The organism is Candidatus Venteria ishoeyi, from assembly GCF_030378065.1.
Taxonomy (GTDB): Bacteria; Pseudomonadota; Gammaproteobacteria; order Beggiatoales; family Beggiatoaceae; genus Venteria; species Venteria ishoeyi.
The window spans coordinates 104,371-120,124 of the sequence record NZ_JAUCGJ010000004.1 but is presented as its reverse complement, the minus strand read 5'-3'; the positions used below and the strand labels follow the sequence as shown (position 1 = coordinate 120,124).

Below are 15,754 nucleotides of genomic sequence, written 5' to 3'. Positions count from 1 at the left end.
CAAGGTAATTCCAGTATTGCAAACAATATAGAAATACATTAAACCAATTTCAAAAACAATCAGTTAATTATACTCTTGAGGCTCTCTGATATGGTAGTTGCGTAACATGCGCCGCAGGCGCGGACGCGAGACACCTAATATTTCACAGGTTTTGCCTTTATGCCAGTTAGTCGATTCCAATACCCGAATAATATGTAATTTTTCAATATCTTCCAGGGATAACAAAGCCAACTCATCATTATCCTCTTCAATAAAGGACATTTTTTTACGATTGGGTTGTAACTGGGAAATTTCCTGGGAAACCAAATCCAGGGTAATGGTGTCGCTAGGACATAATGCCACAGCTTTGGTTAATACGTTTTTCAATTCTCTGACATTACCCGGCCAGTCATAATGCATAAAAGCCTCTATGGTTTCATTGGATAAACGGGTAATGCTTTTTTTAAGCTCTTTATTAATTTTACTTAACAGTACCTGTACCAAGTCAATAATATCTTCACGGCGTTCTCGTAGCGGCGGTATATCAATAGTAACCACTTGCAGGCGATAAAACAGATCTTCTCTGAATTCGCCTGAAGTGACGGCATTTTGCAAATTCACATTGGTTGCCGCAAGTATACGCGCACCGGTTTTAATCACCTTACTGCTGCCGATGGGACTAAATTCTTTTTCCTGCAACACCCGCAACAACTTTGCCTGAATAATAGGTGATAATTCGCCCACCTCATCTAAAAAAATGGTGCCGCCGCGCGTCAGTTCAAATTTTCCCTGTTGGCGATTAACCGCACCGGTAAATGAACCTTTTTCATGACCAAACATATCCGATTCTAATAAGGTTTCAACCAAAGCCGCGCAATTAATGGCAACAAAAGGTTGCTCACCCCTGTTGCTGGCATTGTGTATGGCTTTGGCAACCAACTCTTTGCCAGTACCGCTCTCTCCGGTGATTAATACCGTAACGGGTTGTTTTGCCACCAAACCAATGGTTTTAAACACCTCTTTCATCATCCAGCTTTTGCCAACCATACTGTTTTTATTCAAGCGATCATTGCAGGTCACTTTAATATTGTCATGTTTGTTTTTTTGACGTTCTAATGCGCAACTGATGGCATTATCCAGCTCGTTAATGTCAATGGGTTTATGAATATATTCCGTGGCTCCGCCCTGCATTGCTGCAATCGTACTTTCCATATCCTGAAATGCTGTAATCATGATAACAGGTGCATCGGGATAATCCTGTCTGAAGTCGGGCAAGGCCTCCAAACCACTGCGCCCCGGCATACTGATATCAAGAATAATTAAATCGGGCTGCATTTGCCTAGCTAAATTCATCCCGCTTTCGACATCATAAGCCGTTTGCACTTCAAAATCCTGGGTCATTAAATGCAATTGCAAGGTACGGCAACTGGCAACATCATCATCAATAATCAGTAACTTAGGCATGATGTTTTTCTCCGACATTAACAAGGGATGAGATGGGTAAGGTAACGTTACAAATCGTACCTTTTTCTTCCGGATTATTTTCTAAAATAATGGTGCCGTTATGCTCTTCAACATAACGTTTGACAATGGCAAGCCCCAAGCCGGTGCCTTTGGTGCGTGTGGTATAAAAAGGTTCACAGAGTTGTTTTGTATTGGTATCACCCAGACCTGCGCCATTGTCATAAATTTCTATTTGAATGGCGGGTAAGTCCTGCCCTAATTTTGACATGACAACAATCATAATATGTGGACTTTCCCCCGCTTCCGTTGCGGCTTGAATCGCGTTACTGATAAGATTGGATAAAACCTGGCGTATCCGCCTGCTATCGACATACAGCGTTGGCAAACCTGTTTGAAAACTGGTTTCAATAATGGCTTGGTGACGTTGAATTTTTCCTTGTAAAATATTAATGGTTTCATTAATGATATGTTCAATACTCAGCCATTCAGGTTGCAGGGAACTAGGGCAGGCAAAACTCAACAAATCCTCTAAAATGATTTCCATATAAGCGACTTGATCCAGTGCAATTTTTTTCAACTCTGTAATCTGCGCCTCCATTGCTTTTGTTGCAGGCTTGCTGAGAATTTGTAAACTCATTTTAATTGATGAAAGCGGGTTCCTTAAATCATGGGCAACCATGGATGCCATGCGCCCAACCACTGCCAGTGCTTCTGATTTTGCAATCTTGATATTACGCTGTTCCAGTTGTTTTTCCAGTTGTAAGCGCTTGGTAATATTTTCTTTAACCGCAAGGTAGTTAATAATATCCCCATCACTATTACGGATACCCGAAATAATTGCAGATTCCCAATAATTTTCTCCATTTTTTTTCTTATTTTGAAAAATACCTTTCCATGTTTTGCCACTTTTTATGGTTTCCCAAAGGTTTCTATAATCTGCCTTTGACATACCATTGGTTGATTTCAGTAAGCGCGGATTTTTTCCCAGCACTTCTTTTAAGGTATAACCCGTCAGCTCAGTAAATTTAGGATTGGCATATTGAATTTCCCCATCCATACCCACAATCATCACCACATTAGGGCTTTGCTCCACTGCTCTGGATAAGTTTAATAACTGTTGTTCCTGTTCTCTGATTTCTGTGACATCCTCACCAATACAAGTCATGCCGATGGTTTTGCCCGTTGGATTCAACATTAAAGTATTATTCCAGCGCACTTTACGAATTTCCCCGTCACGGGTTTGGATCAGGGTATCTTGATGAATATCATGCAACTGACCATTAAAAATACCATGCATAATATCTATGGCTTGATTTTTAAATTCTGGGGCAACAAATACATCCAGCCATTTTTTACCTAATACCGCTTGTTTTGACCAACCGGTTAATTTTAATAAAGCATTATTACAAAAAATCAAATGACCATTATTATCCAGACCAATGGCTAACAAATTAATATGTTCCAGGGCTTGGCGGAAACGCTGCTCAAAGGCAACTTGTAGCTCCGTCTGCTGATGTTGTATCCAGGTTTGGGCCAGTAACCACGCACCTAAACCCAGCAATAACAACATAAAGCTATATAAAGGAATGTAACTGGCAAAAGTGCTGTTTAGTTGTTTATTAGACAGTGAAATCGTAGACACGATTTTCCATTTTGGGCGCGGCGTGGTGTACGAATAGCTTGCCGGTAAGGGGTCAACAGTGACAAAGGTAAATAGATGCTTATCCGCGATAAACTGGCCTTCATCTTCTTGCCTGAGTACCTCCCAGGCAGCAGGAAACTGCTTGGAAAAGGTGGTTTCCTTGCCAAACATAAACGCCCATTGTAAAGACTTTTCCGCACTGTATAACCAATAAGACTGTGGATTTAATAAAGCAACACGCTGTTGAATGACATGGGTTGCTTTTATAAAATGATCCAGTAAAGTTTGTCCCGTATAGTTCAGAATTAAAGTACCTTGTTTTTGACTTTGCTGATCAAATACGGGTTTGGCAAAACGCAATACAGGCTTATAGGGTGATTCAATTTTTTCATTTTCAATATTTAAATCCAGCGGGGAAATATAATATTGATTTTGTTTCAGATATTGCACTGCCTGAAAATAATAACGATTAGACTTGGTTTGTAGATTGGTTTTGGGTATGGAAACAGGATTTCCATGATTATAATTAATCCGTATTACTTCCACACCCTGATTATCTAAATAACGAATTTGATCATAAACCCCTTTTTCTTTACTAAAAATCAGTAATAAATCATTAAGCATTCGATTCTGATTGGCACTGTCAGGGTTAAACAGCAGATACTTTTCACCATAGGCCGTTAAATAATTAAGATCGGATAAGACTCCGGCCAATTGCTGCTTAATGGCGGTTTGCCCTTGAATCACCTGAAATTTTTCATTGCTCTGAAATTCCAGTTGTTCTTTGCTGGAAAGGTAAGAATAATGGGCTAAAGCCACCAGAGATAATAAAAACCCGGCCACTGAAAAAATAATAAAAAAGCGTTTTAACACTTTCCAGGTACGTTTTTTTATCAACGACAATGCCCTTCAATATGCAGCCGTACCCGCGCCAGATAATCTGCAATCATTTCATCTTGCTGACGGGGGACTAAAAATAAAAGTTTAGCGACAATAATATAAGGCTTACGATCCCCATCTTTGGCAGGACGTGTTTCCGTAATAACTTTTTCCAGCATCCTTAAGCTTTCATCCGTATTTTGACAATAACGCGGCAGGGAAACCGCGCTGGTATACCATTGCAGCCAGAGTGAAATCCCCAATAATAAAAACAATACAAACGCAACTAAACGCAAGGGTTTAAATTCGGGTATGGCGGGTATTTTATCATCTGTTGATGGGGATTGTGGTTTCATGATGGGTCGCTGTTTGCGCTGAATGAGAGGCTGTTTTGGACAAGATGACTTGCGCCAGTTTTTCTGCCTGGATAATGCGATCACGGATGGAAACGCCACCGATATAATTGCCCTGTAAATACAAGCCCGTATGTTGTCTAAGACATTGCTGAATCTGTTGTTGGCGTTGCATGTAATGACCATGATACAAGGGCAGGGCTTGCGCATGTTGATCCACTTTGGCCCAAGCCGCATGACCTGATAAACCTAATAAATCCTGTAATTCTTGAGTGACGCTATCAATACACTGTTGTTTATCCCAGTTTATCACCTCGGGATGCCTGGCTCCGCCTAAATAATTACTTAACAAAACATGGTCTGTTGGCGCACGATTTTGAAATAAGCTATGCATCCACATACTGCCATTAATCACAGTTTTTTCTTTGGGCGGGGTTAAAAAACCCGTGCCTGAAACCGCATGTTTAATATTGTCTTTTTTAACCCCCAGATGAACCACGGACAAAGGTGCGTATTGAATCCCTGTTAACAACTCAGATAAGGGTTTATCAAAATATTTTAATAACTGAGCAGTGGCAGGTGCGGGGGTGGTTAAAATCAGATTTCTAACCCATAGCGATTTTTCACCTGTTGGGGTTTGCGCCACTACCGACCAACCGTTATGCTCAGGACTCACCGCCACCAGCTTATGCTGCAAATGAATCTTTGAAGCAATGCCAACGGCTAATTTTTCAACCAGGGCACTCATACCGCCTTGAAAAGAAAATCCCTCCGTTTCACTGGCCTGTTTCTTATTTAAAACCTTATGCGCAAAAACCCCGGCGGTTAAACTGCCGTAACGCTGCTCCAAAGCCGTCAGACGTGGCAAAATTGCCTGCGCGCTGGCCTGTTCAGGGTCTGAAGCCAGGGTGCCGGAAATATAAGCGCCTAGCGCCTTATCCAATATTTCCGATCCTAAACGTCGGCGTACAAATTCAGCCACCGTTTCGTTGGCATGGCCCTGTTGCATAATAAAAGGCTCAAGCAACAATCTTAATTTTGCAGGCCATGACCATAGGGGCGTCAACAGTAAACCACTTAAAGTCATCGGCACTTCACGCAACTGCCCTTGATGGATTAAATAACGTTTGGTGGTGGGGCTGCGAATTAATTTACAGGATTCCAGACCCGTTTCCTGTAAAAAGCGTGATACTTCAGGGCGAAAATTCAGCACCATGGAAGCGGCCTGCTCCGTGGTATAACCCGATACCGGATCATAATCTGTGGCGATTTTACCCCCTAAACGCGCACCACTCTCCCAGACTGCTACGGAACAACCCGCTTGCGCCAACTGCCAGGCAGTGCTTAAACCGGAAATACCCGCGCCGATGATAAGCGTTTCAACTGTCATGATTACCCGGCTTGCCACCAAAACGGCGTGCGGATAAAATGCTTAAATGCGTAGTGGTTACTTCCGTTTCCCCCTGCTCTGCCACATACGCTTCGGCCCGTTTTTTAACCATTTTGCGTAAAAACTTCGGCACATGCTGTAAACGGCTGTGCGCCTGCTCACTCCAGGTGACTTTATAAGCATCGTCGCTTAATGCCTGAATCATGCTGCCACCTTGCGGCACGTAAGCACAAAAATTATCTTCATCCATTAAGCTTTTACCCACCGCCACCGGACGGGCGCGGCAACCGCCACAAAGCTGCTGGTATTCACAGACACCACAACGCCCGCTTAATTTGGGCTGTCTTAATTGTTGGAAGTCCTGTGCCTGCTGCCAGATTGTGGAAAATTTCTGCTGGCGAATATGCCCGACTTCATTTTCAATATAAGGGCAAGCCGTCACCCCGCCATCCGCTTTAACTCTGGCGTAATGAATTCCGGCAATACAGCCATCGCCTTCACGCCCACTGATTTGATTCAGGGGGCTATCCGGGTTTTGTTGCCAGGCGACGCGCTTAAAATGTGGTGCACAGCGCGGACGAATAATCAAATCAGGAAAATCAGCCTGTGCCTGAATAATTTGTTTTAAGCTTTGCTCATAACGGGTAGGGTTAATGTTAGAAAACGACTCGCCACGTCCGGTGCAAACCAGAAAAAAGATATTCATCACCCGCGCCCCGCTGAGCTGGGCAAACTCAATCATCGCCGGCAGTTCATCGGCATTATCATCGGTGATGGAAAAATGTATTTGAAAAGACAAACCAATGCGGCGGCAGTTTTCTATGCCGCTCATGGTCTGCTGCCAGGTACCGTTTTGTCCGCGAAACTTATCATGGTATTCCGGGTTCAGCGAGTCCACGCTGATACCCACGCCCATCAACCCCGCCTGTTGCAGGCTTTTTGCCCGTTGCCGGGTTAATAAAGCACCGTTAGTGCCCAGCACAATCGCCAGTTCCTGTTTCGTACCATGTTCTACAATGGCTTCCAAATCCCGCCGCAGCAAAGGCTCACCACCAGTTAAAACTACCATCGTGCCATGATTTAAGGTGGCAACATCATCCAGCAAATCGCACACGGCTTGAGTGCTTAATTCATCGGGGTTATGCTTGCGCAGGGTATCGGCATCCAGGTAACAGTGCGCGCAGGCAAGATTACAGCGGCGGGTTAAATTGATGGCGAGTAGGGATAGCTCAGCATGTTTTTGATTCATAGCTTTTACACTCACACATTTCTCATTGCCGCTCCAGCGGCAATAAACAACAGGTATACACTACCACGCTGGAGCGTGGGAGCGAGAAATTATTCTGCTGGGCTAGATTGAATGAGAGCCATCAATTCTTTTCCAATTGTCTTCCTCTCGTATCACTTGATGCTTTGCCCAGCGTAAAAAATCATTTCGTGAGGAATAAGCAGAACTACGCCTGCCATGACCCGCAACAATTTTGTATATCACAATATCATCGGCTTGCCGCTTATTTTCCGGGCTGTCAACAATTTGCCGCACTGCCCAGTCATTACCATATTGACCATTGCTATAGTACCCCCCAACAAACAGATTTTCTGGTTTTAAGGCGTGTGCTTGTGGCTTCCCCATAACCAATTCATAGATGTGTAACAAGTCCTGTTCATTGACATCAATGAATGAATCAATTTCAGTCAGCGCGTAAACAAAATCCTCATGTGTAATATTGGCTCGGACTTTGTTGCTGGCCTCTTTTTCTGTTTTTTTATCAAACCAAAAAGCCGGATAGCGTCGCCAGTGAAAAAAAGCATTAAACAGTACGCCAAAAAAAAGAATAATCAATACATTTAATAAAACAGGCGTTACTGCATATTGATAGCCAAGGGCATGTATTGATTCTCCCCCCATGACAGCCGATAAAGCGGTAGCACCACCTGGAGGATGGATACATTGCAAATAATACATGGCAGCAATGGCAATACCAACCGCCAGACTGGCTGCAAAAATTTCATTGCTAATAAATTGAGCGCAAGTAATCCCAATAAGCGCTGAAATGACATGTCCTCCCAGCACCGGCCAGGGTTGCGACAAGGGGCCATGCGGCACTGCGAATAATAAAACAGCGGATGCACCCATAGAGGCAACAATGATTGCAGCAGCATAAGCACCCACTAACCATTGGCTGATGATCAATATACTCAGAATGGCTAAAAAACCGCCGATAGCCGAAATTATTTTTTCTATATGGCTGACTGGTGTATTTGATAGACCAATAATTTTGTATAAAATTTTCATATTAAAATTTATACGGACAACGCATCATACTCAAATTGTTTATCGCCTAATAAAAATAACATAATAATTGACCATTAGAATCCCTAACCCAACTCTAAACCGCAAACTACTCTCATTTTTTCAACCTGGGATTCCCTAGCATAACATCTAAAAATCGTTTGCCACCGACAATAGCAGTGATTTTTGGTTTAGCCCAGGGGCCGATAAGGATGGACCAGAGTAAACTGCCAATAATAAGCAATAACAGCACGGGTAGTATGATGATAAGTGTGATAAACCAGTTGGAGTTCAAATAATCGTCTTTGCTCAGAATCAGCTTGAAATCAACCGGTAGTTGTTTAACATCATGGAGATTGGTGTTTAGAAAACCGGCATTAAGCGGATTGTTGGCATAGGCATGACAATCGCTTTGACCGCAGCTTGTGGCTAACTGATTTGGATGGGTGCTGGACTGGTGGTTTTGTGCGGACAGATGATTGTGATGTAAACCTTGAGGTGCGTGGCAGTCGTTGCAGCTTGCGCCTTCTGCATTGTCTTTGGCGATTAAACGACCGTGCAAGGTCATGTCGTAGGTTTGGCTGGCATGGATGAAATCAGCTGATGGTTTTTTCTCCTCACCGGTTTGGGCATCCTTGCGGGTCAGGTTTTGCATTTTTTTAATGTCACCATGACAATTTTGACAAACCTGATTGGTTTCGGCCTTACTCCAACGCGCGCCGATAAAACGCCGCAAGATATGCCCCCCGATACGATCCCGCCAGGCAATACCCTGGTGACAAGTACCGCAAGCCTGGTCATGGTGATCCAGAGCGTGCTGGAACTGGGTGATTTTATCCGGCTCAATGTAAAGGCTGTTATTGTGACACCAGCGGCAGGAAGGGCTGGTTTCCTGCTCGACTTCTTCAAGGCGGTTTTCAGCGGTAAGATTTTTGCTCCAGCCCTGAGCGTGGGCGGAATGTTGAAATTCTTTAATAACATCCTCGTGACTATAGGCTTTTTGGTCAGAAGGCTCTTCAAGATGGCAACTGGCACCACAATCCACAGCACCATTTTTTGGGTCATGGGGATATTGGGTGATTTTACGATGACAATCACGGCAAGGCACGCTACCGTGCAGGGAGGCGTAATAGTGTTCATTATCGATACTGGCATTGCGCAATAATCCTTGTTTATCCCGATAGGCTAGATTGGGCAGGGCATGGCAGGTTTGGCAGCCATCCGGGTCCGGGTAGCGTTGCGCGGCAATGGCTTCGGTGATAATAATAAAGCCCAGCATTGTGAGCATAATAATGCTGAATATAACCCGTTGCCAGTTGATTTTCAGGCGGCTTGGCGGCGTATGTTTATGAACGCTGATCCAGGTGGGCTGAGGATGGAAGTCTATACCTTTTTTCTTACGTTTTGGGGTTTTATCAATGGGATTGTGGCGCCAGTCGATAGCACTCCAGTCACAGACATCCACACATTCATGACAAGACATGCAGGAAAGCTGATCCACCACCGCAATCTTGTCCACCATTTTAATCGCCCCACACATACAATTTTTAGCGCACTGATTACAGCCGGTGCAGCGATTGCGCTCCACCCGGATACGGCGGGTAAAATGAAATTTGGCAGCAACGCGATTGACCAGCGCGTCAATCGCGCCGATAGGACAAAGAAACTGGCAATAAGCGCGGCCTTTGCTGGCAAAAACCCCCAGCAATAAAAACAAGCCCAGATTGGTCAGCCCGATAGCAGAGAGAATATAGAGAAAACCGCGAATTTCACCACTGAACGCTTCAAACATGCGCGGCACGGTCATGAAGTTACACAGGGTGCAGGCGCTGACGCCCAGCATGGGAAACAGCACCAGATAAACGCTGAAATAACCATAGCGAATAGGGACTTGCGGCAAAGACCGGTATTCAATTTTCCAGCGATCATTGAGCATCCGGCTGAGCAGTTCTGGCAAGCCACCCACCGGGCAGATATAGCTGCACCAGATACGCCCAAAAAACAAGGTGCTGACAAGAATAATCCCCAGAAATCCCGCGCCGATAAAGGCCACTCTGATGTGTTGCCACAAGTCTGCCAGATCCATGCCGGGGAAATAGAGATAAAAACGTCTCAGGCACAATGGGCCGCACAAATCGTCATTGCCAACGAGTTGCGGGATAAACAGCCAGGGGGAGAAGAATACGCCGATAGATAACACTATCAGCGCATAACGGAATTTTTGCGCGTTGGGGATTTGGCGTAATTTCTTAAACATAATGGGTTATGGTTGGTGGTTGGCGGTTTACGGTCTTCTTTTGCTCCCACACAGGAGTGATGGAAATGAGAAAATCAAGCAAACCAATTTTCCACAGTCAAACCTTCAAATTTATCAAAGTCACTTACATTACGGGTGACTAAGATTAGATTATTCACTTTAGCAATGGCTGCAATCTGTCCATCGGTAAAAGGTGGTGTTTTGCCCTGTGCTGTCAAGCGGGCACGTTCCTGGGAATGCCATAATGCGGCAGCCGTATCATAGGGATAAATCGGTAAACCAGTTAATACAATCCGGTGGATATAATCATGGAGTTTGGCACGGCGTTTAGATTCGAGCGGCAGGCGTAAACAACCAAATAAGAGTTCATGCACAACCACACTGGTTGTTGCCAGTTCAGCTTTATAGTGGTTTATACGCTCAAGCACCGGTGATGATGGCTGAGGTTTAATGACTTCTGAAAGAATATTAGTGTCTAATAAATAATATGAGGTCATAGTTCTACCGTTCTACCCACATCTTTGTCACGTACATTGGCAAAAATCTCATCTATATCCCCCAGTTCTGATAAATCAACCGTACTGCGAAAGTGTTGTAAGTGTTCCCAAAAATCAATTTCTGATGCTGTAGAATCAGCTTTTGAAGTCGCCTGAGATTGCTGTACTTGCAGCAATGAACGTAATGCATATTCCAGCAATATGCGCTTATCTGTCATCCCGGTTATATGGACAGCTTGCTGAAAAAGCTGATCGTCTATTACAGTGTGAATATTCATAATTTATGACCTCAATATAGGTTGTTGCTTGCTCGTTAGAATTAGCATAGGTTGTTTCTAATAGGGTAGCAAGTTACCTCACTCCTGCTCATATGCCGCTGGAGCAACACAGTATGCATTCTCACGCTGTAGCGATGAGAATGAGAAAGCATCAGCCATTTTCTAGTCCTTAAAACTGTGACAGACACGACACAAGCTCCCATCCTTAGCTGTTAAGCGCAGTAACACTTCGGTGCTTAAACGTTGATAAGTCAATTCATGAACCGACCTGCCAGCTTCTTCCAGGCGTTTTTGTTTATCCTGCTGGTAAACTTCATTCCAGGCATGAGGTTGGTAACTGATACCTGTGTCCAAATCCGTATTGGCAATCTGTTTGCCTGCTTCCGAATCAGCATCCAAAACCCCGTATTGATGGCTGTTGTGGCAGGTAATGCAAATCACTTGCTTATCCTCACCCAGAGGAAAACGAATCTGCTGCTGGTCTTGCGTTTTTTGTAATTGTTCCAGCATTTTGTCAGACAGCTTTTGCTGGTGGGTTATGGCGTTCAAATGCGGGGTTTTGAGGTGACAACCCCAGCAGAGCTTGGCTTTGGGCAAGCGAAATTTAAGCACTTCTTTACCGGGTGGCTCAGCGGGATCGGGGATTTCAAGGTGACAAAAATCACAATGATCCTGGTTCACTTGCTGTTGTTTATTCAGCATTTTATGGATATTCAGCTTCTGATTGTCCTGTTTGTCATGACAGGCATAACAAAAATTTGTCAGTTTTTGATAAGGGCCACCGTTGAGAAAATCTGTTGCCTGGGGATCAATTTCTTCTAAGGGGATATTTTCAATATCCGCTATGCCATGACAAGTTGCGCATTGCAGTTGTTTGTTTTTATCCAGTTTAAAGTTTTCAGGAATCTGCATGTCTGCGGGAATAGTCACAGCAACCTGATGATGTACGGCTGGCAGTTTATATTCTTGTGCCATGACCGGGCTGATACTGAAGCTGAGGAGAATTATAAAAACCAACACCGCTATAACCCCGCCTGCACCGCTTCGCCGTGAGTATGGCAAGGTCGGCAGTCACCATTTACCAGATGTACCCCGGATAAGCCATTACCCGCGTCCATGTCACCCTGTACGATGCTGGTTTCCATCTGGTGACAGAGCACACATAATTGAGCGTAGTTACCCTCATGAATGCTGACTGGGTAGGTACTGAAATCAGGGCTTAAACGGCTCGCGCCCTTGCTCGCCTGGTCAATAATCAGATGTTGATTGGTGGTGCCGTGCATGGCGTGGCAATCAGTGCAGGCGACCAGGGTTTGATAGGTATAACCCGGCCTTAATCCGCTGTAAGTGCGTTGACCAATCCCATCAACCCAGCCGTGTTTATCAATAAAATGATAATTATCTGCCATTGCGATCAAGGGTGAATCATAATCCTGCTGATTAAACTCAAATCCGGCCTGATGATTATCCCGGTTATGACAGCGCAGGCAGAACTCACTGCTGTTGTTATAGGCATTTCCACCAGCATAGTGGGTAAGATCAACCTGGGGTTCAAATACCCCATCCATATCTGAGGCTTGATGGCAAGTAACGCAATCTGCATCACTCAGGTTGCCATGATCTTGAAATAAATGGGCATATTGACCAGATAATTGAGGCGATTGCGGTAAATCAGTGGCATTGTGACAAATCAAACAGGCGCGGGGTTCGTCCGTGCCATTGTCGCCGTGACAGCCCGTGCAACTGTTAAACCCCTTGGCAGCAACCATGCCGCGTATCTGTGGCGCTTGTTTGTGGATAACGGTGAGCGCATGACAAGCCCCGCAATCACTCAGGCCATAAGCCGCGCCATCAACGCCGTGCTCAGCTTGCAAAATAAGATTACCTGTCGTTGTGGAAATGGGCACTTGTCCGGTTTCACCGCCGCCGCAGCCGTAAAGCATAAAAGCCATGAGGCTATAAATAAAAATTCTCATCGTCCGCCTCCCAGGTGACAACGCTGGCAATAAGAACCGCTGTGACATTTGCCGCAAGCAAACGCCGAGCCGCGCACATCCAGTCCGTGCCAACTGAGATAACCCAGAGGGTGAATCTGATGGCTCAGATTGCTGGACTTAAAATGGCAGTCGGTGCAAAAACTGAGTTCAATATGACACTCACGACAGCCGCTTTCATCGGCCCTGGCATCTGCGGCATGGTTATAAACATAATCAATATTGTGATCTTCAGGCCAGATTGTGGTTTTGTCCGGGTGACAGGTTTTGCAATCCCAGGGTGCGGCAATATTTTCCTTATGGCATTCATGGCAAATCGCCGCCAGGGGTTCATTGGCAATCAGGGTTAATGGTTTTAATGCTTTGGGATCGGTGAGCTGGGTTTTAGCAAAACTGTGACACAACAAACAGGAATCCCCCAGGTCTTGCATCACCTGATCGTGCTTGTCATGGGGATAATAAATATCCTCGCGTTGCTGGCGTTGTTCCCACCATTTTTCCTTTTTTTGTGCTTCAGCCAAAGCATTGCTCATAAAAAGCAGCAGAAACATTAATATGTAAAACCCTCTCATGGTCGATACCGCTTGGCATAAAAGTCATACTGGATTTGAATACCCAGTTGATATTGGTTATCCATTTGGGTTTGAGCAATATACTCGGCAAAAAAATTAATAAACATATCGCGTTGATATTTATATTTAAGATTCACAGATGCCCCGGTCGCCCAGTTGGGTTTGAGTAATTGGCTGTGTTTCCATTGGATAACGCTGCTGAAAGTTGCCAAATGGCGAGAACTTAACGGTTTTTCCAAGGCGACAAACCAATTGATGGCTTTTTCATCAGCCAGGGTCAAGCAATCAAGGCGGCTTTGCCAACGTTGGGGTTTGTGGGATTGCCAGTCGATGCTAACGGCATAACCGCTGTCACCAAAATCACGCCACAACTTACGCCCTTCAACCCGCCACAAGTCATCCTTTTGGGTTTTGTATTGAGCGCGCGCGCTCAACCCGGATTGTCGTCCACGGGCATAGAGGCGATAAAAACGCTGGCGAAAACTGAGTAAAGGATTCAAGGGTTGATAAGTTTCATAACTGAATGTGAAATGAACCGGACGTTCCGCCCAATCCATCGCACTTTGGGTGCGGATCAAAAAATGCTCAATCTGGTGATGATGCACATCCAGACTCGCTGCGGTAGATAAATGCAGCTTGTCAAATTGACGATTGATATCAAGATTAAATAAATCACCGGAAGGATTAGTGGCATGATGCTCAAAGCCCAATCTAGCACTTAAGCGTTTATGTTTATATTCAGTTTCCAGCCCCAATAAAGCATGGCTTGGTTCATCGGGCTTTTCTGTCTGTGCCACAAAATATTCAATTTGACGGCGCACACCCGCATAAGCGCGCCATGACCACTGCTCACGCTGATGCTCAAGCCGTGCGCCATCCAAAGCATAAAAACCGCTCAAGTCCGCTTGTTCAAAGCGTCCTGCCAGCAGGCTGTATTTTCGATGAGGCCAGGTTTTGCGCAACCAGGCTTGTTGTAACTGGCCTTCAATGCCTGCAATACCCACTCTGGCGGCAGCAGCAATACCCAGTTGGAGATTATCGTTATGTTCATAACTGAACTCCCCCCAATGCTGGATAAACTGATCATGCTCACCATAGTGATTATCGGCTTGAACCCGGCTTTCCAGATGCCCCAGCCAGCCTGCGGCCTGTACCGATTCCAGCAGACAAACCAGACATAAAGCAGCCAGCCAGCCACTATTTTTCCACAAAAAAATGTTCCTTATCCTGCTGCTGATTTTTGTACCAGGCCCAACCTGAAAGCGTTGCCAAGGCAATGACGCAACTGCCGCAAGCGGTGCAAGCCCCCTGCTTAGGCAGAGAGCAATTGCTGGATAAGGCGATATGACTGCCGGCAATGCCAGCACCTATGGCCCAGGGGAGTATTTTGGTTATTTTTGGAGACATGGTTATATCAGTTATCAGTTGTCAGTTGTCAGTTGTCAGTTGTCAGTTGTCAGTTGTCAGTTGTCAGTTTTTTTCTCACTCCTACGCTTCTGCGTGGGAGTGTATATCGCCTGGTTCAGCAGCCGCAAAAATGGCGGTTGTTTTGCCGGCTTTTTGGCAAAACAAGTGACAGTTTCCGCGGTCGGTTGCAGCCACTTGTTTACACGGCTATATTCAGAATATATGTATTTGTTGTGTCATCAAATACTAAACCATCAAGATATTTTATAATATTTAGCAAACCTTGATACTCTTGATTGAAGTTATCCATTGTCTTTCGATTCGTATTGTACCAATCTCTTGGATCTTCGTTTGCATGAACATTTCGATGCCTGTTTTTACAAATTTCATTTAAGAATGTAATGTCTCTTGGTAAATAACCAGTATTAAGATTACTTGATATATCATACCCAAGCTCGTCCTCTACCAACTGCTTAATATTCGTAAATTCAGGGTTATTAAATCTCTTTAGCCGACTTGATAAGTCATCTAAATCTTGCTGACTTGCTCCTCTCATAACCATACAGTTGTATACAATATGTTTTACCGAAGCCTCTAGAAACCTGCAAGCCATTACATATACGGTTATATCTAGCAGAGCTTGAACCTTTATAGCTGCGTATGAATTAGGCTGATGCTGAACCGCTGAACTAATACTACCATCCAAATTACTTTTTAAAGTTTGGATTTCAGGTGAGTTAAAATTCATT

Annotated in this window: 15 protein-coding genes; all 15 read right to left on the bottom strand. The window is 44.6% G+C overall.

Features of this window, described 5'->3' with window-relative positions:
* Positions 1 to 63 precede the first annotated feature (63 nt).
* The 15 genes from QUF61_RS02310 to QUF61_RS02240 all read right to left on the bottom strand — a co-directional run bounded on the left by QUF61_RS02310 (position 64) and on the right by QUF61_RS02240 (position 15,753).
* Entirely contained in the window at positions 64 to 1,443 is a 1,380-nt protein-coding gene (locus tag QUF61_RS02310; RefSeq protein ID WP_103921523.1) for a sigma-54-dependent transcriptional regulator, read from the bottom strand.
* Positions 1,436 to 3,982 (bottom strand): PAS domain-containing sensor histidine kinase, encoded by a 2,547-nt coding sequence (locus QUF61_RS02305; protein ID WP_103921524.1) that lies wholly within the window; start codon positions 3,980 to 3,982, stop codon positions 1,436 to 1,438. The genes QUF61_RS02310 and QUF61_RS02305 overlap by 8 nt, the downstream gene beginning before the upstream one ends.
* Complete coding sequence (locus tag QUF61_RS02300) at positions 3,979 to 4,320, bottom strand: hypothetical protein (RefSeq protein ID WP_103921525.1); 342 nt, start codon at positions 4,318 to 4,320, stop codon at positions 3,979 to 3,981. The genes QUF61_RS02305 and QUF61_RS02300 overlap by 4 nt, the downstream gene beginning before the upstream one ends.
* A complete protein-coding gene (gene hemG, locus QUF61_RS02295; RefSeq protein ID WP_289680274.1) occupies positions 4,292 to 5,707 on the bottom strand; it encodes a protoporphyrinogen oxidase in 1,416 nt (471 codons plus the stop codon). Before hemG ends, QUF61_RS02300 begins: the two co-directional genes overlap by 29 nt.
* A complete protein-coding gene (locus QUF61_RS02290) occupies positions 5,697 to 6,956 on the bottom strand; it encodes a radical SAM/SPASM domain-containing protein (protein WP_289680273.1) in 1,260 nt (419 codons plus the stop codon). Before QUF61_RS02290 ends, hemG begins: the two co-directional genes overlap by 11 nt.
* A 102-nt stretch (positions 6,957 to 7,058) precedes the next feature.
* Complete coding sequence (locus tag QUF61_RS02285; protein ID WP_103921528.1) at positions 7,059 to 8,003, bottom strand: HPP family protein; 945 nt, start codon at positions 8,001 to 8,003, stop codon at positions 7,059 to 7,061.
* A gap of 112 nt (positions 8,004 to 8,115) precedes the next feature.
* The gene (locus tag QUF61_RS02280) at positions 8,116 to 10,257 is read right to left on the bottom strand and encodes a 4Fe-4S binding protein (RefSeq protein ID WP_289680271.1); all 2,142 of its coding nucleotides are present in this window, start codon (positions 10,255 to 10,257) and stop codon (positions 8,116 to 8,118) included.
* 74 nt (positions 10,258 to 10,331) lie between these two features.
* Positions 10,332 to 10,754 (bottom strand): type II toxin-antitoxin system VapC family toxin, encoded by a 423-nt coding sequence (locus QUF61_RS02275; protein WP_103921530.1) that lies wholly within the window; start codon positions 10,752 to 10,754, stop codon positions 10,332 to 10,334.
* Entirely contained in the window at positions 10,751 to 11,032 is a 282-nt protein-coding gene (locus QUF61_RS02270; RefSeq protein ID WP_103921531.1) for a type II toxin-antitoxin system VapB family antitoxin, read from the bottom strand. The genes QUF61_RS02275 and QUF61_RS02270 overlap by 4 nt, the downstream gene beginning before the upstream one ends.
* A gap of 162 nt (positions 11,033 to 11,194) precedes the next feature.
* The gene (locus tag QUF61_RS02265) at positions 11,195 to 12,007 is read right to left on the bottom strand and encodes a hypothetical protein (protein WP_146066843.1); all 813 of its coding nucleotides are present in this window, start codon (positions 12,005 to 12,007) and stop codon (positions 11,195 to 11,197) included.
* A 47-nt stretch (positions 12,008 to 12,054) separates the two neighbouring features.
* A complete protein-coding gene (locus QUF61_RS02260; RefSeq protein ID WP_289680270.1) occupies positions 12,055 to 13,008 on the bottom strand; it encodes a cytochrome c3 family protein in 954 nt (317 codons plus the stop codon).
* Positions 13,005 to 13,577 (bottom strand): hypothetical protein, encoded by a 573-nt coding sequence (locus tag QUF61_RS02255; protein ID WP_289680269.1) that lies wholly within the window; start codon positions 13,575 to 13,577, stop codon positions 13,005 to 13,007. The genes QUF61_RS02260 and QUF61_RS02255 overlap by 4 nt, the downstream gene beginning before the upstream one ends.
* A 17-nt stretch (positions 13,578 to 13,594) precedes the next feature.
* A complete protein-coding gene (locus tag QUF61_RS02250) occupies positions 13,595 to 14,809 on the bottom strand; it encodes a hypothetical protein (protein WP_289680268.1) in 1,215 nt (404 codons plus the stop codon).
* Positions 14,796 to 15,005: a hypothetical protein gene (locus QUF61_RS02245; protein WP_103921535.1), complete on the bottom strand. Its 210-nt coding sequence runs from the start codon at positions 15,003 to 15,005 to the stop codon at positions 14,796 to 14,798. Before QUF61_RS02245 ends, QUF61_RS02250 begins: the two co-directional genes overlap by 14 nt.
* 199 nt (positions 15,006 to 15,204) lie before the next feature.
* On the bottom strand, positions 15,205 to 15,753 hold the full coding sequence (locus tag QUF61_RS02240) for a hypothetical protein (RefSeq protein WP_289680265.1): 549 nt from the start codon (positions 15,751 to 15,753) through the stop codon (positions 15,205 to 15,207).
* Position 15,754 lies beyond the last annotated feature (1 nt).

Bases quoted from the DNA above. Each gene is read 5' to 3' on its own strand.
- QUF61_RS02310 (WP_103921523.1), bottom strand. From the start codon at position 1,443: ATGCCTAAGTTACTGATTATTGATGATGATGTTGCCAGTTGCCGTACC.
- QUF61_RS02300 (WP_103921525.1), bottom strand. From the start codon at position 4,320: ATGAAACCACAATCCCCATCAACAGATGATAAAATACCCGCCATACCC.
- hemG (WP_289680274.1), bottom strand. From the start codon at position 5,707: ATGACAGTTGAAACGCTTATCATCGGCGCGGGTATTTCCGGTTTAAGC.
- QUF61_RS02290 (WP_289680273.1), bottom strand. From the start codon at position 6,956: ATGAATCAAAAACATGCTGAGCTATCCCTACTCGCCATCAATTTAACC.
- QUF61_RS02285 (WP_103921528.1), bottom strand. From the start codon at position 8,003: ATGAAAATTTTATACAAAATTATTGGTCTATCAAATACACCAGTCAGC.
- QUF61_RS02280 (WP_289680271.1), bottom strand. From the start codon at position 10,257: ATGTTTAAGAAATTACGCCAAATCCCCAACGCGCAAAAATTCCGTTAT.
- QUF61_RS02275 (WP_103921530.1), bottom strand. From the start codon at position 10,754: ATGACCTCATATTATTTATTAGACACTAATATTCTTTCAGAAGTCATT.
- QUF61_RS02270 (WP_103921531.1), bottom strand. From the start codon at position 11,032: ATGAATATTCACACTGTAATAGACGATCAGCTTTTTCAGCAAGCTGTC.
- QUF61_RS02265 (WP_146066843.1), bottom strand. From the start codon at position 12,007: ATGGCACAAGAATATAAACTGCCAGCCGTACATCATCAGGTTGCTGTG.
- QUF61_RS02260 (WP_289680270.1), bottom strand. From the start codon at position 13,008: ATGAGAATTTTTATTTATAGCCTCATGGCTTTTATGCTTTACGGCTGC.
- QUF61_RS02255 (WP_289680269.1), bottom strand. From the start codon at position 13,577: ATGTTTCTGCTGCTTTTTATGAGCAATGCTTTGGCTGAAGCACAAAAA.
- QUF61_RS02245 (WP_103921535.1), bottom strand. From the start codon at position 15,005: ATGTCTCCAAAAATAACCAAAATACTCCCCTGGGCCATAGGTGCTGGC.
- QUF61_RS02240 (WP_289680265.1), bottom strand. From the start codon at position 15,753: ATGAATTTTAACTCACCTGAAATCCAAACTTTAAAAAGTAATTTGGAT.